Source organism: Streptomyces sp. CB00455 (assembly GCF_001905445.1).
GTDB lineage: Bacteria > Actinomycetota > Actinomycetes > Streptomycetales > Streptomycetaceae > Streptomyces.
This window is the reverse complement of sequence record NZ_LIVQ01000005.1, coordinates 117426-141912: the sequence shown is the minus strand read 5'-3', so window position 1 is coordinate 141912 and position 24487 is coordinate 117426. Positions and strand designations below refer to the sequence as shown.

Below are 24487 nucleotides of genomic sequence, written 5' to 3'. Positions count from 1 at the left end.
CCGGAGTTCATCCGGGTCCCGACCGCGGGGGCGGCGGAGACGAACCGCCCCGGATCGCGTCGCGCAGGAGGAGCGTGGTGATCACGCTGCTCACTGCTGTCAGGGCGATCGTCCGGCCGACCGGGAGGAATTGCGCGAACGCACCGAAGACCAGGGGTCCGATCCCCTGGATGGTCATGGTCGTGGTGTTGAGCAGTGCGAAACCCTGTCCCTGGAGGTCGGACGGGACCACCTCCAGGAAGCGGCGCTGCAAGCCGAGCAGGTAGGCGGATCCCACGCCAGTGATCGCGTACACCGCGGCGATCGCCTGATACGGCAGGTCCAGGACGAGTGCGGTCGTGGGCGTGCCCATCACCAGCAGCAGTGGCAGGACGAGTCGTTCCCGGGTGGCAGGCGCGAACGCTCGCCCGACGACGACGTCGCCGATGAGCATGCCGACCGAGGTGGCTGCCAAGAGGGTGCCGGTCTGCGTCGGGCTGAACGCACGCTGCGCGCAGTACGGGATGAGCAGGCTTCCCGCTGCGGCCAAGTACGCTGCGGGCAGGCACTGGACCATGATCAGCTTGAGGACCCCCGGGGCGGCGACGAGCGCGGCGTTGCCCTGCAGGGTCCTTTGCACGATCGATGCGCCCACCGTGGTCGACCCGCCCGCCACGGTCGACCCGCCGGCGCGGACCACCTCGGTGTGCGGCAGGAACAGGCGGCTGATCACCGACGCGAGCAGGTGCGCCCCAGCGGTGACCAGCATCGTCCGATCCACGCCCAGCCACACGATCAGCGCCCCACCGGCGGCCATGCCCACCATCTGCGCCGAAACCGCGACGAGGTAGGACAGTGAGCGCCCGAGCACGTAGGTGTCGCCGGTGAGGCCCTCCGCCAGGACTCGGCCCGCAGCCCCGGTGGTGACCGGTGTCAGGCAGGCCACGGCCGCGGCGAGGAGCAGGCTGACGGAGACCGGGAGGTGTCCGGACGCGAGCAGCAGCCCGACCGCGCACTGGAGGGCGTAGCCCGTGGTGATGAGGGTCCGCGGCGAGAACCGGTCCGCCATCGCGCCGAGGAACAGGCCGCCTGCGGCCTGGGGGAGGAAGCCGATCGTCATCGCCATCGCCGTCAACAACGCAGAGCTGGTCCGGCTGAACACCAGCACCGCCAGCGCGACGGACCGCAGCGTGTCCGACAGGACGCCCAGCAGCCGACCTGCGAACAGGGCACGGAACTGGGCGACCGCGAAGACGTGGCCGTAGGTGGCCTTCGTCGTTGACCCGCCGGTCATGAGCAGGATGCTCCCGAACGCCGGCCGCCGGGCGCCATTGAGGTGCTCTCGCAGGACCAGACGACGTCCCGACCGCTCGCACCTGCGTCACCCGGGAACGCAATCAGCCCCACGTCGCCCTCCCCCTGCCCGTCGAGTGGGCCAAGGATCAGCCGGAAACGTGACCACTGCAATCGAATTGATCCCGCGGTCGCCGGTGTGATCGCGGCGTCGGAGGTGCTGCTGCTGGTGGCGGCCCGGCCGGCGGACGACCGACGGGAGGGCTCTCAGCCGCCGGTGGCGGAGAAGTGCTGGTAGTCCGGGTTGCTCCAGCGGCCGCCCCAGTACCAGCCGGCCGCGCGGAACGCCGAGGTGACAAGGTCCCCGGACCGGATCGTCCCCGGGCCGGCCGGGGTGCGGTCGAGGTGGGCGTGCCCGTTCGCGGGATGGGCGGTGCCGCGGACGTCCACGTACGGGTTCTCGACCGGGTTGATGTCCACGGCGTCCCCGTAGGCGTGCCGCGACAGCCGCCCGGGATCGCCGGTCACCGGCCGGCAGTTGAAGGCCGAGGTGTTGTCGTCGGCCATGGCGCGGGCATCACTGCCCCCGTACACGGCCGTCACCCGCATCCTGCGGATCGGGAAGCGGGCTTCGAAGGCCGCGCCGAAGGCGTCCAGTACGGGCTCGACCGCATCCCGGTGGACGATCAGCTCACCGCGGTGGACCTTGCCGTCGAACCCCCAGTGGTTCATCCGGACCAGTCTCAGCTCCCCCGGCCCCACCGGACAACCGGGACGGTAGCTGGCCCCCAGCTTGTCCGGGGGAACGGCGCCGACCTGCGCGGACAGCGCGGCCACAGGCCGCTGCGGCAGTGCCCGCAGGCCCGCCGCGCGCGGGTCCGCGGCGCAGGAGACGGCGGCCGTGCACAACACCGCGGTCGCCGCGACGGCTGCGAAGTGAGGGCGCACTGAATCACCGTACGACCGTCCGGGTCAACGAGCCCGTCGGCCCGGAGCGGGGCTGGACATCCGCTGGACACCCCTGCCCGGGAGGCGGGGCCGCGCGGTACGCTCCCGGCTGGGCCCGCACGCCCTCACCGTCCGCATCCGAGAGGAACACACCGTGACCGTCGCGAAGGACAGGCTGGACGCACTGCGGGACGACATCGAGCGCCGCAACCCCGCGCAGCCCGAGTTCCACCAGGCCGTACGGGAAGTGCTGGACACCCTGGCGCCGGTCCTCGCCGCGCACCCCGAGTACGCCGAGGCCGGGATCGTCGAGCGACTCCTGGAACCCGAACGGCAGATCATCTTCCGGGTGCCGTGGACGGACGACCGCGGCCGGGTGCACGTCAACCGCGGTTACCGCGTGGAGTTCAACAGCGCCCTCGGACCGTACAAGGGCGGCCTTCGCTTCCACCCGTCCGTGGACATCGGCGTGGTCAAGTTCCTCGGCTTCGAGCAGATCTTCAAGAACGCCCTGACCGGCCTGGGCATCGGCGGCGGCAAGGGCGGCAGCGACTTCGACCCGCACGGCAAGTCCAGCGCCGAGGTCATGCGCTTCTGCCAGTCCTTCATGACCGAGCTGCACCGGCACATCGGCGAGCACACGGACGTACCGGCCGGTGACATCGGCGTCGGAGGCCGTGAGATCGGCTACCTGTTCGGCCAGTACCGGCGGATCACCAACCGCTGGGAGGCCGGGGTCCTGACCGGCAAGGGCAGCGGCTGGGGCGGTTCGGCCATCCGGCCCGAGGCCACCGGCTACGGCAGCGTGCTGTTCGCCGCCGAAATGCTGGCGGTCCGGGGCGAGTCGCTGGACGGCCTCGGCGCCGTGGTCTCCGGCTCCGGGAACGTCGCCATTTACACGATCGAAAAGCTCCAGCAGCTCGGCGCCAACCCGCTGACGTGCTCGGACTCCCAGGGCTACGTGGTCGACGAGAAAGGCATCGACCTCGCGCTGCTGCGGCAGATCAAGGAAGTCGAGCGCGGACGGGTCAGCGAGTACGCGGCGCGGCGCGGGCCGTCCGCCCGGTACGTGCCCGGCGGCCGGGTCTGGGAGGTCCCGGCCGACGTGGCCTTCCCGTCGGCGACGCAGAACGAACTCGGCGCACAGGACGCCCGCACGCTCATCGAGAACGGCATCAAGGCGGTCTCCGAGGGCGCCAACATGCCCACCACCCCCGAGGCCGTCCACATCTTCCAGGCGGCCGGGGTCGCTTTCGGACCCGGCAAGGCCGCCAACGCAGGCGGCGTCGCGGTCAGCGCCCTCGAAATGGCCCAGAACGCGGGCCGGGTGGCCTGGCCGGCCGCCCGCGTCGAAGAGGAACTCGCGGGCATCATGCGCGCGATCCACGCGGTGGCGCACGAGACGGCCGAACGGTACGGGGCCCCCGGCGACTACGTCACCGGCGCCAACATCGCCGGTTTCGAGCGGGTCGCCGACGCGATGCTCGCGCAGGGGATCATCTGAGGGATGCCCTGCCGGTCAGGCCGGGCCCGGGACCACCGGGCCCGGCGATCCGCTCGACGCGAGCGGGCGCCGCGCGCCGAACAGGCCGGCGGCCTGCGGACCGTGTCGTCCGGGCAGGCCTTCGGCCGCCCACTCGGCGGGGGCCGCGGCGAGCCGGTCCGGTCAGCCCCGGCCTGCTCGGCGCCCGTCCCGCGCCCGGTTCACCGTACGAGGCGGGGCAGCCGCAGGCTGAGGAGGGCCGTCAGTGCGATCATGGCCAGCTGCACCAGCAGGGTCGCGGCCAGGGCGTCGCGCATGCCCGTCGCCGGCACCATCGCGAGGAAGAGGCTGCCCAGGGTCGCGACGCCCAGCGCGAGCGCCGACTGCTGGGTGGTGACCATGACCCCGCCGCCCACCCCGGCCCGGTCGGCCGGCACGTCCGACAGCATCAGGCGCATCAGCACCGGCAGTTGCAGGCCCTGGCCGAGACCCGCGACGGCGACGCCGGGCGCGAGCGCGGCGAGCCCGAGGTCCGGCCAGCCGCGCAGGACGGCCGACAGGATCAGGCAGATGCCCACCGCCTGAAGGACCCCGCCCGCCGTGACGACCCGGCTGCCGAAGCGGCCGACCAGCCGCGGCCCGGCCAGGGAGGCCGCGAAGAACGCCACGGCCATCGGCACCAGAGCCAGCCCCGCGGCCACCGGCCCCATGCGCAGGCCCTGTTGCAGAGCCACCGCCACCACGAACATGAATCCGCTGAAGCCGATCGAGAACGGCACGACCATCACCAGGCCGCGCCGCAACGACTCCAGCCGCAGCAGGCTCGGCGGCACCAGCGGGGTGCGCCCCAGGCGGTCCGCGCGGCGCTCGGTGCGGTAGAAGGCGGTCGCGGCGAACGGGAAGACCCCGAGCGACACCCACGTCCACAAGGGCCAGCCCGTCGCCCTGCCCTCCGTCAGCGGCAGCAGCAGCGAGACCAGCGACAGTGCGAGCAGCAGGGTCCCCGGTACGTCGACCGACGCCGGGCGGTCCGAACGCGTCTCGGGGACGGCGCGCACGGCCAGCACCAGGCCGAGGAGCACCACCGGCACGTTCACGAGGAAGACCGAGCGCCAGCCGGAGCCCGCCACGTCGGCGGCGACCAGCACCCCGCCCAGGATCTGCCCGGCGACCATGGACAGCCCGGCGGTCGCACCGTAGAGGCTCATCGCCCGGGCCCGGCGCGGTCCCTGCGTCGTGGCCTGGATGGTGGCGAGCACCTGCGGCAGCATAAGCGCCGCCGCGGCTCCCTGCGCCACCCGCGCGCCGACCAGGGTCCAGGCGGTGGGGGCCAGCCCGCAGGCGAGCGAAGTGAGGCCGAAGGCTGCCATGCCGGTCAGGAAGAGCCGGCGGCGGCCGGCCGTGTCGCCGAGACGGCCGCCGAGGACGAGGAGCACGGCGTACGAGACGCCGTACCCGCCGACGATCAGTTCGAGCACGGCGGGTCCGGCCGCGAGGTCGTGGTCGATGGTGGGCAGCGCGACGTTGACGATGAAGAAGTCGATCAGGGGGAGGGCGGCGCCCAGCAGCACCGTGAACAGGCCGAGGGGGCCCAGTGCCGCTCCGTGGCGGGCGGCGGGGACGGACGGGGGCAACGGCGACGGGGATGACGACTGGGATGACGACGGGGACTTGCGCAGGGTTGCTTCGCTCACCAGGACGACGATCCTCCGTCCCCCAGCCTGGTACCAGAGTCTGCTCATCCTGGTACCAGCACTACCTGGCAACCGGCTGGGCACTGCGGCACCCTGGACGCATGACCACTGTGGCCCCGGAGGCCGATGTCCGCCGGCACGAGCTCGCCGACTTCCTGCGCAGCCGTCGTGAGCGGATCACACCCGAGCAGGTCGGCCTCGTCCGCGGGCCCCGCCGACGCACCCCCGGGCTGCGCCGCGAGGAGGTCGCGCAGCTCTCGGCCGTCGGCGTCACCTGGTACACCTGGCTGGAGCAGGCGCGCGAGATCCAGGTGTCGTCGCAGGTCCTGGACGCCCTGGCACGGGCCCTGCTGCTGGACGTGAGCGAGCGCGCCCACCTCTTCGCCCTGGCCGGCAGCCCCGACCCGTCGCCGCACGCCCCCTGCCCGAGCGTGACCCCGGCGCTGCGGGCCATGCTGGACCAGCTGGACCCGGTGCCGGCCTGCATCCAGAACAGCCGGTACGACATCCTCGCCTACAACACGACGTACGGGCGGCTGCTCTGCGACCTCGACCGCCTGCCCCCCGAGGACCGCAACTGCATGTGGCTGGCGTTCACGGACGCGGACTGGCGGGCGGCCGTCGTCGACCTGCCCGAGGCGAACCGGATGATGGCGGCCAAGTTCCGCGGCTCCATGGCCGAGCACCTGGCCGAGCCCGCCTGGAAGACGCTGCTGGCCCGGCTGGAGGGGGCATCGGCCGAATTCCGGGAGGTGTGGGCCCGGCACGAGGTCATCGGCCAGGGCGGGAAGACGAAGTACATCCGCAACGCCCACGTCGGGCTGCTGCACCTGGAACACACGAACCTGTGGCTGGGCCCGGCGGCGGGTTCGCGACTGGTGACGTACGTGCCGGTGGACGAGGAGACCCGGGCCCGCCTGGTCCGGCTCCAGGCCCTGGCGCCGCCGGCGGTGCGGCGCCCGCCCGCCCTCGCCGCCGCCCTCGCCGCCGGCCGCCCGGGGGCCGGTCCGGCGTGAGCCGTGTCTCACCGGGGCGGCGGCGCTTGTCTATGCAACGAGTTGCATAGAAAGATCGGGGCATGGCGCTCGAGCACGCGATCCTCGTCTCCCTGCTGGAGAAGCCGGGTTCCGGCTATGAACTGGCGCGCCGGTTCGACCGGTCCATCGGCTACTTCTGGACCGCCACCCACCAGCAGATCTACCGCGTCCTCAAGCGCATGGAGGGCGACGGCTGGCTCGACGTCCGGGAAGTGCCCCAGCAGGCGCGCCCGGACAAGAAGGAGTACTCCGTCGCCCCGCCCGGCCGCGACGCCCTCTTCGCCTGGCTCCAGGAGCCGATCCAGCCCGAGAGCCTGCGGCACGAGCTCGCGGTCAAGATCCGCGGCGCGGCCTTCGACGACCCGGCCGCCCTGATCAGCGAGGTCGAGCGGCACCACCAGGCGCACGGCGACCGGCTCACGCACTACCTCGCGGGGGAGCTGCGCGACTTCACCGGCCCGGACGCCCCCGGCGGCCGCGATGCCGGGCGGGAGCTGCAGCACGTCGTGCTGCGCGGCGGGATCGCCTACGAGCGGATGACGCTCGCCTGGCTCCAGGACGTACTCGACACCCTCCACCGGCTCGCCGGGACCTGAACCGTACGGCGGCAGGGCCCGGTGAAGCGGCAACGCCCAACCCGCCGCTGCCGTAGCCGAGTTGCCACCGTCCGGCCGGGCCGCCGGCCGACCCGGCCCGTACCCCACCCTTCGACCCGAAAGGCGAACACCCATGAGCGACCCGCTGCTGTTCAACCCGCGGACCTACGACCCCGCGCACTTCGACGCCGAGACCCGCAGGCTGCTGCGGGCCACCGTCGACTGGTTCGAGGACCGCGGCAAGCGCCGGCTCATCGAGGACTACCGCTCCCGCGCGTGGCTGGCGGACTTCCTCGCGTTCTCCGCGAAGGAAGGGCTCTTCGCGACCTTCCTCACCCCGGCCGCCGCCGGCCAGGGGGAGCCGGACAAGCGCTGGGACACCGCACGGATCGCCGCCCTCAACGAGATCTTCGGCTTCTACGGCCTGGACTACTGGTACGCGTGGCAGGTCACCATCCTCGGTCTCGGACCGGTCTGGCAGAGCGAGAACGCCACCGCCCGCGGGCGCGCCGCCGAACTGCTCTCCGAGGGCGAGGTGTTCGCCTTCGGTCTCTCCGAGAAGACCCACGGCGCCGACATCTACTCCACCGACATGCTGCTGGAGCCCGACGGCGACGGCGGGTTCCGGGCGACCGGTTCCAAGTACTACATCGGCAACGGCAACGCCGCCGGTCTCGTCTCCGTCTTCGGCCGGCGCACGGACATCGAGGGCCCCGACGGCTACGTCTTCTTCGCCGCCGACAGCCGCCACCCGGCGTACCGGCTCGTGCAGAACGTCGTCGACTCGTCCAAGTACGTCAGCGAGTTCCGCCTCGAGGACTATCCCGTGAGCGCCGAGGACGTCCTGCACACCGGCCGCGCCGCCTTCGACGCGGCCCTCAACACCGTCAACGTCGGCAAGTTCAACCTCTGCACGGCCTCGATCGGCATCTGCGAACACGCGATGTACGAGGCGGTCACCCACGCGGCCAACCGGATCCTCTACGGCCGCCCCGTCACCGCCTTCCCGCACGTGCGCCGGGAACTGGCCGACGCCTACGTCCGCCTCGTCGGGATGAAGCTGTTCAGCGACCGGGCCGTCGACTACTTCCGCTCCGCCGGGCCCGAGGACCGCCGCTACCTGCTCTTCAACCCGATGACGAAGATGAAGGTGACCACGGAGGGCGAGAAGGTCATCGACCTGATGTGGGACGTCATCGCGGCCAAGGGCTTCGAGAAGGACACCTACTTCGCCCAGGCGGCCGTGGAGATCCGCAGCCTGCCCAAGCTGGAGGGCACGGTCCACGTCAACCTCGCGCTGATCCTCAAGTTCATGCGCAACCACCTGCTGGATCCGGCCGGGTACGCGCCGGTGCCGACCCGTCTCGACGCGGCCGACGACGCCTTCCTCTTCCGGCAGGGACCGGCGCGCGGTCTGGGTTCCGTGCGGTTCCACGACTGGCGCACCGCCTACGACGCGTTCGCCTCCGTGCCCAACGTCGGCCGCTTCCGTGAGCAGGCCGACGCGCTGTGCGAGTTCGTGGAGACCGCCGCCCCGGACGAGGAGCAGAGCCGCGACCTCGATCTCCTGCTCGCCGTCGGCCAGTTGTTCGCGCTGGTCGTGCACGGGCAGCTGATCCTGGAGCAGGCGCGCCTGACCGGCCTCGACGAGGACGTGCTGGACGAGCTGTTCTCCGTGCTCGTACGCGACTTCTCGGCGCACGCGGTCGAGCTGCACGGCAAGGACTCCGCGACCGCGGAGCAGCAGAGCTGGGCGCTCGGCGCGGTCCGGCGCCCGGTCGCCGACGCCGACCGGGCGGCGCGCGTCTGGGCGCGCGTGGAGGCACTGGCCGGCGCGTACGAGATGGCGCCGTAACGCCCCGGGGGACCGGCGGGCCCCGACGGCAGCGCCGTCGGGGCCCGTTCGCCGTGCGGCTCCCCGTGGTGATCAGTGGGGGATGCCGTCGATCAGTTCCCGGGCGCCCTGGCGCAGGAGGGCGACGGCGACCGAGGTGCCCAGCGTGGCGGGGTCGAGGCGGCCGGCCCATTCGTGCGCGTTGAGGACGGTCTTGCCGTCGGGGGAGAAGACGCAGGCCCGCAGCGAGAGGTCGCCCCCGCGTTCGGCGCGGGCGTGAGCGGCGATCGGACTGTTGCAGTGCCCCTGGAGGACGTGGAGCAGCATGCGTTCGGCGGTCGCCTCGCGGTGGGTGTCCGGGTGACCGAGGCCGCTGACGAGGTCGATGAGGGGCGTGTCGTCCTGGCGGCACTGGAGGGCGAGGATCCCGGCGCCGACGGGAGGCATCATCGCCTCCGTGGACAGGACCTCGGTGATCATGTCGGCGCGGCCGATGCGTTCGAGGCCGGAGACCGCCAGCAGGGCGGCGTCGACCTCGCCGGCCGCGAGCTTGTCCAGGCGCCGGTTGGCGTTGCCGCGGAAGGGTACGCACTCCAGCCGGGGGTGGCTCGCGGCGAGCTGGGCGACCCGCCGGACGGACGAGGTGCCGATCCTGGTCCCGGCCGGCAGCCGGTCCAGGGTGAGACCACCCGGGTGGACCAGGGCGTCACGGATGTCGTCGCGCCGCAGGAACGCGGCGAACACCGTCCCGGCGGGCAGCGGCCGGTCGCACGGGACGTCCTTGAGGCAGTGGACGGCCAGGTCCGCCTCGCCGCTCAGCAGGGCCTCGTCGACCTCCTTGGTGAACGCCCCCTTCCCCTCGACCCGGGACAGGTCGCCCATCCACTTGTCACCGGTCGTGACGACGGGGACGACCTCGGTACGGACCCGGGGATGCAGCGCGGCCAGCTCGCGGCGCACGCGCTCCACCTGGGCCAGGGCCATCGGGGAGTTGCGGGAGACGATGCGGATCAGCTCAGGAGCGGACATGCCGCCCACGATAGACCCGGCGGGCCCCCTCCCGGCCGCGGGCCACAAGTCCATCCTGGTTGCCCCGTCGGCGGGTTGACCGGTGCGGCCGGTGCGGCCGGAGCTGCCGGGCGGCCGTGGAGCCGGGGGCCGGCCGTGCGGAGGCGGGCGGAGGCGGGCGGGAGCGGCGGAAACCGGTTGACGGGCGGGCGGGACTGGGGTCGGATGGCGGGCCATGAGCACAGGACAGACGCCTGCCGGCCCGCCCCGCCTCCACGACGACCTCGTGCGGCGGCTGATCGCCGGACAGTTCCCCCGATGGGCCGGGCGGTCGGTGCGGCGGGTCCCGTCGGGCGGCACGGTCAACGCGATGTACCGGCTCGGTGAGGACATGGTCGTACGGCTGCCACTGACGGCGGGCGGCGCCGAGGACGTGGCGGCGGAGCGGGCGTGGCTGCCGCACCTCGCCCGGCTGCTGCCCGTGGCCGTACCCGAAGTGCTCGGCGCCGGGGAGCCGGCCGAGGGGTATCCCTGGCCCTGGTCCGTCTACCGGTGGCTGGCGGGGGAGAATCCCCGGGCCGGGGCGCTGGGCGCACCCGAACTGCTGGCGGGGGACCTGGCCGCCTTCGTGGCGGCGATGCGCCGCATCACCCTGCCGGGGGCTCCGCCGGCCTACCGGGGCGGCCCCCTCGCCACCCTCGACGACTCGACCCGGGCGGCGATCGAGACGCTGCGCGGCATCCCGGAGGAAGGCGTCGACTGCGGCGCCGTGACCGCCGTGTGGCAGGACGCGCTGCGGGCCCCGGCCTGGGACGGTCCGCCGGTGTGGCTGCACGCCGACCTGATGCCCGGCAATCTCCTGGTGGACGGCGGCCGGCTGACCTCGGTGATCGACTTCGGCTGCACGGGCGTGGGCGACCCGGCCTGCGACCTGTTCCCGGCCTGGAACCTGCTGCCGGCCGCAGCCCGGAAGGTCTTCCGCGAGGCGCTCGATGTGGACGACGCGACCTGGCGGCGCGGGCGCGGGCGGACACTGTCGCAGGCGCTGATCGCCCTGCCGTACCACCGCGGAACGAACCCGGCGATGGCGGGCAACGCCCGGCACGTCATCCGGGCCGTCCTGGAGGAAGGGGCCTGAGGATCGCTCCCGACCGGCCCCGCCCCCGGTGCGCCCTTCGGCCGGTCAGGGCCGGGGCAGGCCGCTGATGACGCGTTTCCACAGGGAGCGGGTGGCGCCGAAGCCGCTCTCGTGCACCCAGATGTGGGCGCAGCCCGGGCACTGGAGGTGCAGCAGGCTGCCGGTGCTGGAGAGCATGTAGCGCCAGTGCTCGCGGCACGTCCGCTGCTGCGCGCACGGCTCGCACCCCTGGGTGTCCCGGCAGTTCGGGCAGGCCACCCAGGCCCGGCGCCCGATGTCGGCCTGCGGATCAAGCGGCAGCACGGCCGCCACCGCCCGGGCCCGCGGAGCCGGGCAGCACGCCCGCCGCGACCAGGTCGTCGTACACGCGCTGCTGCTCGGCGTCGAGTCCGGAGTACAGCAGCGCGTAGGCCGCCTCCTCGCCCCGCAGGACCTCGATCGGGTCCCAGTCGGGGCCCAGGGCGGCCATCACCTGCGCCCGCCGGAGGACTTCCTGGGAGGTGAGGTCGACGGTGAAGTCGGCCAGCCCGTCCGCGTCCGGCGGACCGGGCGCGGGCGGGTACGCGCCGACGGGCGCGTCCGGACCGGTCGGGGGTGTGGGGCGGTGCGAGGTCATGCAACGAACTTAGGTAACCCTTCCTTGCCGGGTCAAGGGAGGGTGGGCGGAGTCACAGCGGACGTCGGGGGCTCCGCCCGGGCACCTCCCGTCAGGCCTGGGGGGCGGCGGTGCGGCCGTCCGTGCACAGGGCCCAGATGACGAAGACGCCGATGGCGATCGAGATGATGGCCCACACCGGCGTGTAGGGCAGCCACATGAAGTTCACGACGATGTCGATCGCGGCCACGGCCACACCCAGCCCGCGCGCCCAGCCGGCGCCCTTGAGGATGCCCGCGCCGACGACGACGAGGATGAGACCGAAGATGAGGTGGATCCATCCCCAGGCGGTCACGTCGAATTTGAAGACGTAGGTCCCCAGACGCGCGTACACGTCGTCCTCCGCGATACCGACGATGCCCTTGATGATGCCGAGCACGCCGTCCACGAGGAGCAGGACTCCGGCGAACACGGTGCCACCCGCCGCCCAGGCGCTCCCTCCGGCATACGGGTCGCTGCTGCGGTGCGGGCTGCCGCTGGGGGACGCGGGATTCGTTGGCTGTGCCACGGGAAAACTCCTTCACCCGGAAAAACGGACAGACGGACAGTGGGACAGTCCCCAGCGTCAGGTGCCCGGCGAGCGAGCGACACCTGGCCGCGTCCGTTCGGGGAACCGCGTCCGGCTCCCGCCTATTGGTTCCGGCGAACACCCAGGTCATCCTTGGTGCAGCGGTGCCGGAGCGGGGGTCTTCGGTACCTTGTGCCTCACGCTCGTCCGTCACGCGCCGTCCGGGGGGACCGTGGACCAACCAGTGCGCGCCGCGCATTCGTTACGTGCCGAGGCCGCGTTCCGCGTCCACCTCGAAGCGGCCGGGGCGCGGTTGCTGGAATCCCGATGGCTCGGCAACGGCGTCGGGCACCGAGTGCGGTGCGCCGCCGGTCACCTGTGTGCGCCGCGCCCGTCCAACGTCCAGCAGGGCCAGGGGCTGTGCCGTACCTGCGCGCGCAAGGACCCCCTCGCCGCCGCGGCCGCCTTCCGGGAGCGGCTGGCCGCCGCTGGTGCCCGCCTGCTGGAGCCGGTCTGGCTCGGCGTGCACGCCCCGCACCGCATCCGGTGCGCCGGTGGCCACGAGACCTTGCGGCGGCCCTCCGCCGTGCGGCGCAGCGGGTGGGTGTGCCGCCGCTGTCCGCGTCCGGCAGCCGCCGCCCTGACATGACCCCCCGGTGCCTCCCGCTCCCGGTGTCTTCCGGTGCGGCCGCGCGGCCGCAGGGCGGCGTCACTGCCCGGTGTGAAGCCATTCGGGCGGCATGTCGGCGCACCGGAAGGCCTCCGGCCACAGGGGCCCGCAGACGCCGACCGCGGGGGAACTCGCACCTCCCGGCCCGCGGACGGCGCCGCCGGAGCGGGGCGAGGGGCGGTTTTGCGTACCGCGCCGGACGGTCCCACGGCCCGGCGCGGGGCCCGCGCGCCGAACATCCGCTTTCCGCAACCGGGAACCGCACCCGCTCGCCCATCCGACGAAGGAGGCGTTTCGGTGGCCCCGGCGGGGGTGATCCCTGTGGTGCACATCACCACTTCTCTCCCACAAGGAGCAGTCATGCGTATTCGGGCCGCAGTCACCACGGCGTTCCTGGCCGCCACCGTCGTCCTCGGTGGCGCCGCCACCGCCGTGGCCCACGGCGGGGACGACGACCACAGCGGTTCCGCCCACTACGGCGCCTGTGGCTTGTCCGCGGCCGTCATCCACGGCAACCCGCTGTTCCACGAAAGCTGTGAGCGCGGCGCCATCGACTGGCACTGATCGCCGGAGCACCGCCGGCACTGCCGGTGGTGACGGGAAAGGCGCGGCCCGAGCCCTGCTCCGGGCCGCGCCTTCTCGCGTCGAGGACCGCCGCGCATTCCTTACCCTTGACCGGCAGCACAGATCGGGGGGTCGAGCACGAAGGAAGAGCGCATCCATGGGCGTCATCAGCACTACCGGATACGGGCGACGGGCAGGCGTCGCCGTCGCTGCGGCCGTATGCGGCCTGCTCGCCGCGGCCGGCACTCCGGCCTTCGCCACGACGGACACCCCGGCCGGCCGGAACCCGGCGGGCAGCGCTGCGGCGGCCGCGGCGGCTCCCCGCGCGAGGGAAATCCCCGAGACCCCTGAGATACCCGTCACACCTGCGCATCCGATCGCTCCGGCTCAGGTGCCGGTCGGCATATCCCGGCTCGCCCAGGGCCCGGGTCACGCCATCGCCATCACGATCGACGACGGCCCGGACCCGCGCTGGACGCCCCAGGTCCTGAAGATCCTCAAGGACAACAACGTCAAGGCCACGTTCTGCATGATCGGCACGAGTGCCCGGGCGAACCCGGGACTGGTCCGGGACGTGGCGGCCGCCGGGCACCGGCTGTGCGACCACTCCGTCGACCACGACGTGACCATGGACCACAAGCCCGTCGCCTATCAGCGGCAGCAGATCCTCGACGGCAAGGCCATGATCGAGGAGGCCGCGCCGGGGGTCACCGTCGACTACTACCGCGCGCCGGGCGGCGCCTTCACCCCCGACAGCCGCGCGGTGGCCGCCGCGAGCGGCATGCGGCCCCTGGGATGGAGCGTGGACCCGAAGGACTGGAGCAGGCCCGGCCTGCCGGCCATCGTGTCCACCTTGGAGGGCAAGCTGCCCCCGCAGCCCACCGTCCTCTTCCACGACGGCGGCGGCGACCGCAGCGAGACCGTGGCGGCGCTCGCCCAGTACCTGCCCTGGCTCACCGCACACGGCTACACCTTCACGTTCCCGGCCCGCACCGCACCCTGACGACAGGGCCCGGCCCCTACAGCCGTACGGCGGCGCGTTCCCTCTGCCGATGCCCGGACAGGCCGCGGACGGCCTGCGCCACCGTCGCGTAGACCGGCGGGTGCGAACCGTCGTGATCGGCTGCGCCCAGCGGTTGCGCGGGAAGCGCCGCGCAGGCCACGGCCAGCGGGATTCCCCAGTGCCGGCACAGCCGCTGGGTGCGCAGCATCAGGCTGACCCCGGCGGGGGAGACGGCGGGCGCGCCCAGCTTCACCACCACAGTGCCGGGACGGCACGTCCGGATGAGGTGCTCGGTCGCCAGTGCCGCCGCGGCCCGCTCGCCGATGCCGATCGGCCGGTCGAGGGAGACGACGAGCGTTCCCCGGTCAAAGACGTGCGTCAGCATGGTGGTCCCTTCGGCAGCGGTGGAGTTCGTGGGTCGCTCGGCGCTCTTGTGCCCGCGCTCCCGCACGGCAAGCGCCCGGGTCGACAGCCTGGCGAACTCGCCCGTACGAGGTGCCGCTTGGGTGAATCGCATGCCGCCGTGCGGGGTAGGCGGGCCGCATGAAGCCGCCGAAATCGCTGAAGTCGCTCCAGTCGTCCGATCCCCTCGCGGCGCGAGCCGTACGACAGCTGCGCCGAGTCCGCACCGTCTACGCCGCCGGCATCGCCCTGTGGGCGGCGGCCGCCGCCTGGGAAGCGTGGCAGCATCCCGGCAGCCGCCAGATGTGGGTGTCCCTGATGCTCATGGTGCTGTTCGCGGGGCTGCTGTCCCTCACCGTCGTCTCGCTGTGGCGCCATCGGGTGGCCGTGCGCCTGCGGGCCGCGCGCCGGCGCCTCACCCGCGGCCGCACCGGCGTGCCCCGCCCGGCACGGCCCGGTGGTATGTCGGCCCTGACCAGGTGACCTCCCGCGGTGCACTGTGAGCCGCGGGTCCGGGGGCCCCTCCGCGGCCCGCGGCCCGCGGTGAGTCCAGCGGGTGCGGGGTGCGGCCGGATGGGGGAAGCTGGGCATGGCGAAGCCGGGCACGGACGCAGCGCCGACGGGGACGGGCACACCGCAGCGCCGACCGGGACACCGAATGCGAGGAGAGTCTCGTGCACGCTTCAGGACACGAACGGCCCGTGCGGGAACCCCGCCCCAGGATGCGGACCGCCGCGCTGCTGTGCGCCGCTGCGGCCCTCGTGGCGACCGCGGTACCCGCCTCCGCGCAGACCCGCGCCGCACCCTCCGCCCCGGATCCGCTCGTGGTCGTCGACTGCTTCTCGCAGCCCCAGGTGGGCCCCGAGGAGTACGTACTGGCCTGCGGTGACGGCAACAACCGCCTCGTCGACCTCCGCTGGACGGACTGGGGGCCGCGCACCGCGACGGCCACGGGCACGGACATGGTCAACGAGTGCCGCCCCAACTGCGCGGCGGGGCGCTTCCACCCCTACCCGGTGACGGTCACCCTGAGCAAGCCCCGGCCGTGGCCCGGACACCCCGACGTCGAGCGCTTCACCTCGATCAGGCTCTTCTACCCCCACGGCGCCCCGTCCCCGGTCTCCCAGGACGTGACCTACAAGCTCGTGTACTGAGCCCGTCACGCCGCGGCGTCAGTCAGGAGACGGCGTACCACTGGCTCCCCCAGCCGGTGTTGATGGTGCTGGTGGACTGCTCGGCGAGGTTCACGGACGCCGGCAGCGAGGTCTGGCCGGTCAGGACGGTGCTGTAGCGGAGGTTCGGCGGCGCCAGACCGGCATTGACCGAGATGCCCGCGCCCGTGGACTTCAGGGTGAGCCCGTTGGTGGCCCAGTTCCCGTTCAGCAGCAGCGCCACGAAGTAGGTCCCGGGGGCGGCGGTGAACGGCTTGCCGAGGGCCAGCGGCTTGGCGACGGCGTCGGTCGCCAACTGGGGCGAGATGTCCGGAGTCGAGGCCACCAGGGTGCCGGTCGCGTCGTACACGCCGAGGTAGCAGTTGGCGAGCTGGGCGTTCGGGTCCACGCCGGCCAGGCCGAGCCAGATGGCGGACCAGGTGATCCGCTCGCGCAGGACGATCCGTACCAGGGTGACCCGCCCGCCGACTCCGGCAGCCGACTGGGCGGTGACGTGACCTGCGTCGTTCGGGTCTCCGGTCCAGGCCAGGAGGTTCTGGTCCTGCGGCCGGGGCCCTTCGAAAGCCGGCGCGACGCTCTGCGCGGGAGCCGGGGTCCCGGGGCCGGCCGCACCGCTCGGGCCTTGCTTCGGTGCGGTGCAGCCGGCCAGGACGAACAGCGCCGCGGTGGCGGCGGCGAGGCCGGTCGCGGCGGTGGTGGTGCGGGTGCGCATGGTCCCCCCATGAGGTGCGGATGTGCCGGGGGGTCATGGTCACACGGCCGCCCGCCGGGCGGGCGCGCGCGGGTCAGTGTTCCCGCACGATCCTGCGGACGTTGTCGATGCTCCCGCAGTCCGCCTTCAGGTGCTTCTCCCGATCGCGGAGGAACGCCTCCGCGAGCTCCGCGCGGCGCTGGTCCGGGACGTTCTCGCGGGCGCCGTTGAGGATGGTGCGCTCCTCCTCGTCGATGTGGTGGGTGATGGCCTTCGCGAGCTCCTCCAGCTTCTCGTCCCACGCGTCGGAGCCGACCTCGTCCACCTCCATCAGGGCGAGCAGGGCCTCGTTGCCCTCGTGGTGTTCCTCTTCCCCGTGCTCGACCTCCTCGTTGTCCACGTTGCGGAAGCGCTTGAGCGCGGGATAGACCTCCGCCTCCTCGGCCTCCCCGTGGGCGATGAGCAGCGCGGCGAACTCGTCCAGTGCCGCCCCGCGGTCCTCCTCGACGCTCCGCATGCGGCGGAACAGCTCTTCCATCCTGCGGTGGTCCTTGAGGATCACGGCCACCACGTCCTGCGTTGCGGACACCACAAGCTCCTTTCCTCGACTGGTGCTCCGCTGCTACCCGCAAGCAGGCGGGGCAAGCGCGCCGGTCGAAGGGCCCGGCAGGGAGGCAGGCAAGGGAGGCAGGCAAGGGAGGCGGAGGCAGGGAGGCGGAGGCAGGGAGGCAGGCAGGCCGGCCGGCCCGCCGTGCGGGCCGCGGTGGCCCGCGGGCGGTACGGCCCCTTCCTGGCCAGGGGCAAGGCTTCAACGAGAAAATCCTTGACGACGCACTAGGCTGGTGGGTTGTTCGGCGCCGAACCGGAACAACCCGGGCAGACCTGGGCTCCACCGGCGCCCCGGACGTTTCCGGGAGCGAGACGCGAGGGCCGATGACAGCCACACCAGAGCGCGGTGACACCACTCTGCTCGGCGGCGGGGACCAGGACGAGGAGACCGGCAAGTCCGCCCGTTTCTCCGCCGGACCGGCCGCCCCCGCACGCACCCTCGTCGACGTCTTCGAGGCCACCGTACGGGCGTACCCCGACGAGCCGGCCCTGGACGACGGCGCCACCCGTCTGACCTACCGCGCACTGGCGGCCGAGGTCGAGTCCCGGCGGCGCGCCCTCGCCGCCGCCGGAGTGCGGCTCGGCGACCGGGTCGGCGTCCGCGTGCCGTCCGGGACCAACGAGCTGTACGTGGCCATCCTCGCGGTGCTGGCCGCGGGCGCCGCCTACGTGCCGGTCGATGCCGAGGACCCGGACGAGCGGGCCGCACTGGTCTTCGGCGAGGCCGGGGTACGGGCGGTGCTCGGCGCCGGACAGCGCATCGAGGTCACCGGCGCCATGGACGCGGGCGCGGACGCGGGCGCGGACGCGGGCGCGGGCGTGGACGCGCCGGCGGCCCCGGCCCGCGCCGCCGACCGGCCCGGCCCCGGGCACGACGCCTGGATCATCTTCACCTCCGGCTCCACCGGCAAGCCCAAGGGCGTCGCCGTCAGCCACCGCAGCGCGGCCGCCTTCGTGGACGCCGAAGCCGCGCTGTTCCTCACCGAGGAACCGATCGGGCCCGGCGACCGGGTCATGGCCGGACTGTCCGTCGCCTTCGACGCCTCATGCGAGGAGATGTGGCTGGCCTGGCGGCACGGCGCGTGCCTCGTGCCCGTGCCCCGCTCGCAGGTGCGCAGCGGCGCCGACCTCGGCCCCTGGCTGATGGAACAGGAGATCACCGTCGTCTCCACGGTCCCGACCCTGGCCGCGCTGTGGGAACCGGAGGCGCTCAACGAGGTCCGGCTGCTGATCTTCGGCGGCGAGGCGTGCCCGCCCGAGCTGACCCAGCGCCTGGTCACCGAGGGCCGCGAGGTCTGGAACACCTACGGCCCCACCGAGGCCACCGTCGTCGCCTGCGCCTGCCTGCTGACCGGGGCCGAGCCGATCCGGATCGGGCTCCCGCTGAGCGGCTGGGAACTGGCCGTGGTCGACGAGTCCGGCGAACCGGTGCCGATGGGCGGCAGCGGCCAGCTCGTCATCGGCGGCGTCGGCCTCGCCCGCTACCTCGATCCGCAGAAGGACGCCGAGAAGTACGCCCCGCTGGAATCCCTCGGCTGGCAGCGCGCCTACCGCAGCGGCGACCTCGTCCGTGCCGAACCGGAAGGGCTGGTCTTCCTCGGCCGCGGCGACGAACAGATCAAGCTGGGCGGCCGCCGGATCGAACTGGGCGAGGTGGACGCCGCACTGCAGGCCCTGCCCGGCGTCGCCGGCGCGGCCGCCGCCGTCCGCACGGCCCGCAGCGGCAACCAGCTGCTCGTCGGCTACCTGGTCACCCAGGACGGCTGGGACCGCGCGGCCGCGGTCGAGCGGCTGCGCGGCGAACTGCCCGCCGCGCTCGTACCGCTCCTCGCCCCCGTCGGCGAACTGCCGACCCGCACCTCCGGCAAGGTCGACCGGGACGCGCTGCCCTGGCCGCTGCCCGAACCGGAGACCACCGGCTCGGCCGAGCAGCTGTACGGAACCGAGGCATGGCTCGCCGAACAGTGGAGCGAGACCCTCGCAGTGACCGTCACCGGCGCCGCCGACGACTTCTTCGCGATCGGCGGCAACAGCCTGGCGGCCGCCCAGCTCACCACCCGCCTGCGCACCCGCTACCCGAGCGCGGCCGTCCTCGACATCTACCAGCAGCCCACCCTGCGCAGGCTCGCCCGCCGGCTGGAGAAGTCCGTCCAGGGCGACGGCCCGGCCCGCACCGTCGCGCCCGTACCGCTGCGCGCCAAGGTGATCCAGACGCTCCTGCTGCTGCCGCTGTTCACCCTGACCGGCCTGCGCTGGACGGTCGCCCTGGCGGCACTGGGCAACGTGCTCCACCACTTCGGCCCCTATCCGTGGGCCCCTACCGCCTCGTGGTGGCCCGTCGCCGCCGGCGCCGCACTGCTGTTCACCCCGCCGGGCCGGCTCGCCATCGCGGCCGGCGGCGCCCGCCTGCTGCTGCGCGGTGTCAAGGCCGGCCGCTACCCGCGCGGCGGCAGCGTCCACCTGAGACTGTGGACGGCCGAACGGCTGGCCGAGTGCAGCGGCGCGACGTCCCTCACCGGATCCTGGCTGGAACGCTACGCGCGGGCACTCGGCGCCAAGATCGGCCCGGAAGTGGACCTGCACTCCCTGCCCCCGGTCACCGGCATGCTCAGACTCGGCCGAGGCTGCGCCGTCGAGTCCGAGGTGGACCTCTGCGGGCACTGGCTGGACGGGGACCGACTGGAGATCGGCCCGGTCCGGGTCGGGGCCGGCGCGGTGGTCGGCACGCGCAGCATCCTCTTCCCCGGAGCCAGGGTCGGCAAGCGGGCCGAGGTGGCCCCCGGCTCCGCCGTCGTCGGCCAGATCCCCACCGGCCAGCGCTGGGCCGGCGCCCCCGCCGGCAAGCTCGGCAAGGCCAAACACAACTGGCCCGCGCACCGCCCGGCACGCTCGTTCCGCTGGCGCGCCGTGTACGGGGCCACCGGCACGTGCCTGACGGCCCTGCCCGTGCTCGCCCTCCTGCCGGCCCTGTTCGTGGTCGGTCGGTTCGTGCCCGCCGACGCCGGCCTCTCCCGGGCCCTGCGCGGAGCGCTGCTCGCCGTGGTGCCCGGAGCGCTCGCCTTCGGGCTGGCGTACGCCCTGCTGCTGCTGGTCTCGGTACGCCTGCTCAGCCTCGGCCTGCGCACCGGCAGCCATCCGACGCACAGCCGGGTCGCCTGGCAGGCCTGGACGGTCTCCCAGCTGATGGACCTGTCCCGGGAGACCCTCTTCCCGCTGTACGCCGGGCTGATCACCCCGGTGTGGCTGCGCCTGCTGGGGATGAAGATCGGCCGGGGCGCGGAGGTGTCCACCGTGCTGGCGCTGCCGAGCCTCACGACCGTGGGCGAGGGCGCCTTCCTCGCCGACGACACCCTGACCGCCCCCTTCGAACTGGGCGGCGGCTGGGTGCGGATCGGCCACTCCGAGATCGGCCGCCGTGCTTTCCTCGGCAACTCCGGGATGACCGCCCCGGGCCGGTCAGTGCCGGACGACGGGCTCGTCGGTGTCCTGTCCGCCACCCCGAAGAAGGCCAAGAAGGGCAGCTCCTACCTCGGCCTGCCACCGGTGCGGCTGCCGCGGTCCGCCGCCGACGGCGACCAGAGCCGGACGTACGAGCCGCCCGCGCACCTGTTGTGGGCGCGCGGCCTCGTGGAACTGTGCCGGCTCGTGCCGGTGTTCTGTTCGGCCGCGCTGGCCGTCCTGACCGCGGCGGCGCTCTGCGCGGCGGCCGCGGCGGCGGGCGGACCGGGGATCCGGGGAGCCGCCCTGCTGTCCGGGGTGGCCCTGCTCGCCGCCGGCGCGGCCGCTTGTGCGGTGGCGGTCGCCGCGAAATGGCTGCTGGTGGGCCGCCACCGGTCAGGCGAGCACCCGCTGTGGAGCGGATTCGTCTGGCGCAACGAACTGGCCGACACCTTCGTCGAGGTGCTGGCCGTGCCGTGGCTCGCCGGCTCGGTGCCCGGTACGCCCCTGATGACCCTGTGGCTGCGCGGGCTCGGGGCGCACATCGGCCGGGGCGTGTGGTGCGAGAGCTACTGGCTGCCCGAGACGGACCTGGTGGTGCTGGGCGACGCGGTCAGCGTGAACCGCGGCTGCGTACTGCAGACGCACCTCTTCCATGACCGGATCTTGAGGACGGATACTGTGGTCCTCCGCGAGGGCGCCACCCTGGGCCCGGGCGGAATCGTCCTGCCCGGGAGTACGATCGGGGCCCGCAGCACCCTGGGTCCCGCCTCGCTCGTCATGGCCGGGGAATCGGTCCCCGCCGACACCCGCTGGCTGGGCAATCCGATCGAGGCGTGGCGGTCCTGAACGGCCGGGCCCGGCCGCGCCCCGCCCCGGCCCCGGCGGTCTTCGCGGGGGCTGAGAACGCCCACGGAAACGGCACCGGCACCGGTCCCACCGGCACACCAGCACGTCGTACGAGCACAGCGCAGGGAGCGGAAGCGGCAGTGAGCGGCCAGAGGACAACGGCAACGGATCCTTACTTTCCGGCCAACGGCGACGCCCGTTACCGTGCGCACCGGTACGAACTCGCCCTGGAATACCGGCCCGGCCCCAACCGGCTGGCCGGGACCGCCCGGATCAGTGCGATCGCCGGGCGGGCGCCGCTCACCGACTTCGACCTGAACCTGGCCGAGTTCAAGATCGGCCGGGTCCTGGTGAACGGCCGGGCGCCGCAGTACACCCACCGGGGCGGCCGCCTGCGCATCCGCCCGGCCAAACCGCTGCCCGCAGGCGCCGCCTTCACCGTCGAGGTCCACTGGTCGGGCAACCCCCGACCGGTGCGCAGCCCGTGGGGCGGCATCGGCTGGGAGGAGCTGACGGACGGCGCGCTGGTGGCCAGCCAGCCGGTCGGGGCGCCCTCCTGGTACCCCTGCAACGACCGCCCCGCGGACAAGGCCTCGTACCAGATCTCCGTCAACACGCCGTCCGCCTACACGGTCGTGGCCGGCGGCCGGCTGCTCACCCGGACGACGAGGGCCAGCACGACCACCTGGGTGTACGAGCAGCCCGCACCCACCTCCAGCTACCTGGTGGGCCTGTCCATCGGCATGTACCAGACGGTGCTGCTCGGCGACCCGGGACTGGGCGGTGTGCCGCTGAGCGCCCACGTACCGCCCCACCTCCTGGCGCGGTTCTCCCGCGACTTCGCCCGCCAGCCCGCCATGATGCGGCTCTTCGAGGAACTGTTCGGCCCCTATCCCTTCGGCGAGTACGCGGTGGTCGTCGCCGACGAGGACCTTGACGTCCCGGTGGAAGCCCAGGGCCTGTCCCTGTTCGGCGCCAACCACGTGGACGGCGTACGCGGCTCGGAACGCCTCGTCGCCCACGAGCTGGCACACCAGTGGTTCGGCAACAGCGTGACCATCGCCGACTGGCGGCACATCTGGCTGAACGAGGGCTTCGCCAAGTACGCCGAATGGCTCTGGTCGGAGCGCTCCGGCGGCCGCACCGCACACGGGCACGCGGCCGCCGCGCACCGGCTGCTGGCCACACAGCCGCAGGACCTGCGCCTGGTCGACCCGGGTCGCAAGCTGATGTTCGACGACCGCCTCTACCAGCGCGGCGCTCTCGCCGTGCACGCGATCCGCTGCGCCCTGGGCGACGGCGCGTTCTTCCGCATGCTGCGCGACTGGGCCAGCGTGCACCGCAACGGCGTCGTGACCACCGTCGGCTTCACCACCCACGCCGCCCGCTACGCGGCCGAGCCGCTGGACGACCTGTACTCGGCGTGGCTGTACGAGCCCGCGCTCCCGCCGATGCCCCCGGCGCCCCCTTTGCCGCCGTCGGTACCGGCGATGCCCGGTCACCCGCCGGCGATGGGCGGGTCCCCGGGCGGCCGGAGCAATCTCGCCTGAGGGCCGGCCCGTTGCAGCTGGCCCGTTGCAGCCAACCGGGCGTGCCCACCCCGGCAGTGCCCGCGGCGAGCGGCGGAGCGCGCAGCGCCCTTGAGTCTCTGCAAGCAAGGGAGTTGAAGGTTCTGGGCCGTCAACTATAGTTACGCGTGAAGGGCGTCAGCCAGGGTCACGCCCGATGACAGGGAGCAGCACGCAGTGGCGGACGCAGAAGTGGGGCCCGGTGTTCCGGACGGGCCCCGGCAGGTTCCGGCCCCCGTCCCGGGTCCCGGTGCCTCCTTCAGCGACCGGCTCAACTTCCTGTTCGACCGGGTGCGGCCCCCGGGCGCGGAGGAATACACCAATGCGCATGTGGCCCGCACCATCTCGTCCTACGGCGAGGACAGTTACACGCGCTCCCACATCAGCTACCTGCGCGCCGGCAAACGCACCCCGACCATCACCATGGTGCCCCTCCTCGCCCGGTTCTTCGGCGTGGAGGCCGCCTACTTCGTGGAGGACGAGGTCACGAGGAAGATCGCGACCCAGTTCGAGATCCTGCGCAGGCTGAAGGAGAGCGGAGTCGAGCAGATCGCCCTGCGCGCCATGGGGGTGTCCGCCGCCGGCCAGCGCAAGGTCTTGGCGGCCCTCGAAGCCGTACGCAGGGAGGAAGGTCTGTCCGACGATCCCGAAAGGGACCTGCCGTGACCCGCGTGCGGCATCTGTCGAAGAGGAGGGGAAACCCGATGTGGCTCAGCCGTCGCAACCGCGGCGCCGGCCGCGGCCGGGCCGCCGGATCCGGCGGAGCCGCGGTGGCCCACGACGCCGACACGGCCCGCGAGACCGAGGGGGCCCGCACGTGCACGGCCGGGCGGGCACGCGACGTCGAATGCCGCAGCCGCGCCTTCGTGGAATCGCTCGGCCTGCCCGCGGTCGACAGCGTCCTGGACCTGGTGCCCTTCATGGAGGAGCGCTTCGACCGCTCGATCCGGCTCATGCCCTTCGTGTCCGACCCCGCCGACCCCGACTCCCTCGACGCGTCCGCCCCCTGCGGACTCTGGATCGCCACCGGCGACACGGACTACGTGTTCTACGACACCGCCATCAGCCGCGCGCACGCCGAGATCATCGTCGGCCACGAGTTCGGCCACATGCTGGGGCGCCACCGGGGCAGCGCCCCCGTGGGGGCGGCCGACCTCGGCGCTCTGATCACCGACATCGACCCCGCCACCGTGCAGCTCGTCCTCGGCCGGACCCGCTACGACGAGCCGGAGGAGTTCGAAGCCGAGATGCTCGGATCCCTCCTCCAGGAACACCTGAGCGCGTCGCGCGCCCCGGACTCCCGGGAAGCCGACCCCATCACCCGCACACTGCTGCGCTGACCGGACAG

The 24487-nt window shown here is 73.3% G+C and carries 24 protein-coding genes; 14 read left to right on the top strand and 10 right to left on the bottom strand.

Features of this window, described 5'->3' with window-relative positions; genetic code table 11:
• Positions 1 to 7 precede the first annotated feature (7 nt).
• Positions 8 to 1273 (bottom strand): MFS transporter, encoded by a 1266-nt coding sequence (locus tag AMK16_RS20875; RefSeq protein ID WP_073918047.1) that lies wholly within the window; start codon positions 1271 to 1273, stop codon positions 8 to 10.
• 266 nt (positions 1274 to 1539) lie between these two features.
• Positions 1540 to 2220: a M15 family metallopeptidase gene (locus tag AMK16_RS20870; protein ID WP_073918045.1), complete on the bottom strand. Its 681-nt coding sequence runs from the start codon at positions 2218 to 2220 to the stop codon at positions 1540 to 1542.
• 154 nt (positions 2221 to 2374) lie between these two features.
• On the opposite strand from AMK16_RS20870, the gene gdhA reads away from it, so the two are divergent.
• On the top strand, positions 2375 to 3724 hold the full coding sequence (gdhA, locus tag AMK16_RS20865) for an NADP-specific glutamate dehydrogenase (RefSeq protein WP_073918044.1): 1350 nt from the start codon (positions 2375 to 2377) through the stop codon (positions 3722 to 3724).
• A gap of 200 nt (positions 3725 to 3924) precedes the next feature.
• Here the strand turns inward: gdhA and AMK16_RS20860 are convergent, their stop codons facing one another.
• Positions 3925 to 5397, bottom strand: coding sequence for an MFS transporter (locus AMK16_RS20860; protein ID WP_443333591.1), 1473 nt, complete (start codon positions 5395 to 5397; stop codon positions 3925 to 3927).
• A gap of 101 nt (positions 5398 to 5498) precedes the next feature.
• Between AMK16_RS20860 and AMK16_RS20855 the strand changes: the two genes are divergently transcribed.
• The 3 genes from AMK16_RS20855 to AMK16_RS20845 all read left to right on the top strand — a co-directional run bounded on the left by AMK16_RS20855 (position 5499) and on the right by AMK16_RS20845 (position 8885).
• On the top strand, positions 5499 to 6413 hold the full coding sequence (locus tag AMK16_RS20855; RefSeq protein WP_079191621.1) for an MmyB family transcriptional regulator: 915 nt from the start codon (positions 5499 to 5501) through the stop codon (positions 6411 to 6413).
• Positions 6414 to 6475: 62 nt separating this feature from the next.
• On the top strand, positions 6476 to 7030 hold the full coding sequence (locus tag AMK16_RS20850; protein ID WP_073918039.1) for a PadR family transcriptional regulator: 555 nt from the start codon (positions 6476 to 6478) through the stop codon (positions 7028 to 7030).
• 133 nt (positions 7031 to 7163) lie between these two features.
• Positions 7164 to 8885 carry an acyl-CoA dehydrogenase family protein gene (locus AMK16_RS20845; protein WP_073918037.1) on the top strand — a complete coding sequence of 574 codons (1722 nt, stop codon included), beginning with the start codon at positions 7164 to 7166 and terminating at the stop codon, positions 8883 to 8885.
• 72 nt (positions 8886 to 8957) lie between these two features.
• Here AMK16_RS20845 and hemC read toward each other — a convergent pair whose 3' ends face one another.
• Positions 8958 to 9893 carry a hydroxymethylbilane synthase gene (gene hemC, locus AMK16_RS20840; RefSeq protein WP_073918035.1) on the bottom strand — a complete coding sequence of 312 codons (936 nt, stop codon included), beginning with the start codon at positions 9891 to 9893 and terminating at the stop codon, positions 8958 to 8960.
• 214 nt (positions 9894 to 10107) lie between these two features.
• Here hemC and AMK16_RS20835 point away from each other — a divergent pair, with 214 nt between their 5' ends.
• Complete coding sequence (locus tag AMK16_RS20835) at positions 10108 to 11010, top strand: aminoglycoside phosphotransferase family protein (protein ID WP_073918033.1); 903 nt, start codon at positions 10108 to 10110, stop codon at positions 11008 to 11010.
• Between the two features lie 45 nt (positions 11011 to 11055).
• Here AMK16_RS20835 and AMK16_RS20830 read toward each other — a convergent pair whose 3' ends face one another.
• The 3 genes from AMK16_RS20830 to AMK16_RS20820 form a co-directional block, all read right to left on the bottom strand.
• The gene (locus tag AMK16_RS20830; protein ID WP_073918031.1) at positions 11056 to 11313 is read right to left on the bottom strand and encodes a hypothetical protein; all 258 of its coding nucleotides are present in this window, start codon (positions 11311 to 11313) and stop codon (positions 11056 to 11058) included.
• Positions 11300 to 11626, bottom strand: coding sequence for a DUF6400 family protein (locus AMK16_RS20825; protein WP_242438827.1), 327 nt, complete (start codon positions 11624 to 11626; stop codon positions 11300 to 11302). The genes AMK16_RS20830 and AMK16_RS20825 overlap by 14 nt, the downstream gene beginning before the upstream one ends.
• A 91-nt stretch (positions 11627 to 11717) precedes the next feature.
• A complete protein-coding gene (locus AMK16_RS20820; RefSeq protein WP_073918029.1) occupies positions 11718 to 12173 on the bottom strand; it encodes a DUF7144 family membrane protein in 456 nt (151 codons plus the stop codon).
• A 313-nt stretch (positions 12174 to 12486) separates the two neighbouring features.
• Between AMK16_RS20820 and AMK16_RS36275 the strand changes: the two genes are divergently transcribed.
• The 3 genes from AMK16_RS36275 (at position 12487) to AMK16_RS20805 (ending at position 14410) form a co-directional block, all read left to right on the top strand.
• Positions 12487 to 12822 carry a hypothetical protein gene (locus AMK16_RS36275; RefSeq protein WP_158071230.1) on the top strand — a complete coding sequence of 112 codons (336 nt, stop codon included), beginning with the start codon at positions 12487 to 12489 and terminating at the stop codon, positions 12820 to 12822.
• Positions 12823 to 13203: 381 nt separating this feature from the next.
• On the top strand, positions 13204 to 13407 hold the full coding sequence (locus AMK16_RS20810; RefSeq protein ID WP_073918025.1) for a hypothetical protein: 204 nt from the start codon (positions 13204 to 13206) through the stop codon (positions 13405 to 13407).
• Positions 13408 to 13564: 157 nt separating this feature from the next.
• Positions 13565 to 14410 (top strand): polysaccharide deacetylase family protein, encoded by an 846-nt coding sequence (locus AMK16_RS20805; protein WP_073918023.1) that lies wholly within the window; start codon positions 13565 to 13567, stop codon positions 14408 to 14410.
• Between the two features lie 16 nt (positions 14411 to 14426).
• Here AMK16_RS20805 and AMK16_RS20800 read toward each other — a convergent pair whose 3' ends face one another.
• On the bottom strand, positions 14427 to 14927 hold the full coding sequence (locus AMK16_RS20800) for a hypothetical protein (protein WP_143196845.1): 501 nt from the start codon (positions 14925 to 14927) through the stop codon (positions 14427 to 14429).
• A gap of 26 nt (positions 14928 to 14953) precedes the next feature.
• On the opposite strand from AMK16_RS20800, the gene AMK16_RS20795 reads away from it, so the two are divergent.
• Positions 14954 to 15295, top strand: coding sequence for a hypothetical protein (locus AMK16_RS20795; RefSeq protein WP_073918019.1), 342 nt, complete (start codon positions 14954 to 14956; stop codon positions 15293 to 15295).
• Between the two features lie 191 nt (positions 15296 to 15486).
• Positions 15487 to 15966, top strand: coding sequence for a hypothetical protein (locus tag AMK16_RS20790; RefSeq protein WP_242438826.1), 480 nt, complete (start codon positions 15487 to 15489; stop codon positions 15964 to 15966).
• 22 nt (positions 15967 to 15988) lie between these two features.
• Here the strand turns inward: AMK16_RS20790 and AMK16_RS20785 are convergent, their stop codons facing one another.
• Together AMK16_RS20785 and AMK16_RS20780 are read right to left on the bottom strand one after the other, a co-directional pair.
• Positions 15989 to 16696: a hypothetical protein gene (locus tag AMK16_RS20785; RefSeq protein WP_073918015.1), complete on the bottom strand. Its 708-nt coding sequence runs from the start codon at positions 16694 to 16696 to the stop codon at positions 15989 to 15991.
• Positions 16697 to 16769: 73 nt separating this feature from the next.
• The gene (locus AMK16_RS20780; protein WP_073918013.1) at positions 16770 to 17264 is read right to left on the bottom strand and encodes a hemerythrin domain-containing protein; all 495 of its coding nucleotides are present in this window, start codon (positions 17262 to 17264) and stop codon (positions 16770 to 16772) included.
• A 344-nt stretch (positions 17265 to 17608) separates the two neighbouring features.
• On the opposite strand from AMK16_RS20780, the gene AMK16_RS20775 reads away from it, so the two are divergent.
• The 4 genes from AMK16_RS20775 to AMK16_RS20760 all read left to right on the top strand — a co-directional run bounded on the left by AMK16_RS20775 (position 17609) and on the right by AMK16_RS20760 (position 24479).
• Complete coding sequence (locus tag AMK16_RS20775) at positions 17609 to 21571, top strand: Pls/PosA family non-ribosomal peptide synthetase (RefSeq protein WP_073918011.1); 3963 nt, start codon at positions 17609 to 17611, stop codon at positions 21569 to 21571.
• 140 nt (positions 21572 to 21711) lie between these two features.
• Positions 21712 to 23121 carry a M1 family metallopeptidase gene (locus tag AMK16_RS20770; protein ID WP_073918009.1) on the top strand — a complete coding sequence of 470 codons (1410 nt, stop codon included), beginning with the start codon at positions 21712 to 21714 and terminating at the stop codon, positions 23119 to 23121.
• A gap of 195 nt (positions 23122 to 23316) precedes the next feature.
• A complete protein-coding gene (locus AMK16_RS20765) occupies positions 23317 to 23805 on the top strand; it encodes a helix-turn-helix domain-containing protein (RefSeq protein WP_199885507.1) in 489 nt (162 codons plus the stop codon).
• A 38-nt stretch (positions 23806 to 23843) separates the two neighbouring features.
• A complete protein-coding gene (locus AMK16_RS20760; RefSeq protein WP_242438825.1) occupies positions 23844 to 24479 on the top strand; it encodes a hypothetical protein in 636 nt (211 codons plus the stop codon).
• The last annotated feature ends 8 nt before the right edge of the window (positions 24480 to 24487 follow it).

Excerpts from the sequence above, each read along its gene's own strand:
- AMK16_RS20875 (WP_073918047.1), bottom strand. The coding sequence starts at position 1,273 with ATGACCGGCGGGTCAACGACGAAGGCCACCTACGGCCACGTCTTCGCG.
- AMK16_RS20855 (WP_079191621.1), top strand. The coding sequence starts at position 5,499 with ATGACCACTGTGGCCCCGGAGGCCGATGTCCGCCGGCACGAGCTCGCC.
- AMK16_RS20850 (WP_073918039.1), top strand. The coding sequence starts at position 6,476 with ATGGCGCTCGAGCACGCGATCCTCGTCTCCCTGCTGGAGAAGCCGGGT.
- AMK16_RS20845 (WP_073918037.1), top strand. The coding sequence starts at position 7,164 with ATGAGCGACCCGCTGCTGTTCAACCCGCGGACCTACGACCCCGCGCAC.
- hemC (WP_073918035.1), bottom strand. The coding sequence starts at position 9,893 with ATGTCCGCTCCTGAGCTGATCCGCATCGTCTCCCGCAACTCCCCGATG.
- AMK16_RS20835 (WP_073918033.1), top strand. The coding sequence starts at position 10,108 with ATGAGCACAGGACAGACGCCTGCCGGCCCGCCCCGCCTCCACGACGAC.
- AMK16_RS20825 (WP_242438827.1), bottom strand. The coding sequence starts at position 11,626 with ATGACCTCGCACCGCCCCACACCCCCGACCGGTCCGGACGCGCCCGTC.
- AMK16_RS20810 (WP_073918025.1), top strand. The coding sequence starts at position 13,204 with ATGCGTATTCGGGCCGCAGTCACCACGGCGTTCCTGGCCGCCACCGTC.
- AMK16_RS20805 (WP_073918023.1), top strand. The coding sequence starts at position 13,565 with ATGGGCGTCATCAGCACTACCGGATACGGGCGACGGGCAGGCGTCGCC.
- AMK16_RS20800 (WP_143196845.1), bottom strand. The coding sequence starts at position 14,927 with ATGCGATTCACCCAAGCGGCACCTCGTACGGGCGAGTTCGCCAGGCTG.
- AMK16_RS20795 (WP_073918019.1), top strand. The coding sequence starts at position 14,954 with ATGAAGCCGCCGAAATCGCTGAAGTCGCTCCAGTCGTCCGATCCCCTC.
- AMK16_RS20785 (WP_073918015.1), bottom strand. The coding sequence starts at position 16,696 with ATGCGCACCCGCACCACCACCGCCGCGACCGGCCTCGCCGCCGCCACC.
- AMK16_RS20775 (WP_073918011.1), top strand. The coding sequence starts at position 17,609 with ATGACAGCCACACCAGAGCGCGGTGACACCACTCTGCTCGGCGGCGGG.
- AMK16_RS20760 (WP_242438825.1), top strand. The coding sequence starts at position 23,844 with ATGTGGCTCAGCCGTCGCAACCGCGGCGCCGGCCGCGGCCGGGCCGCC.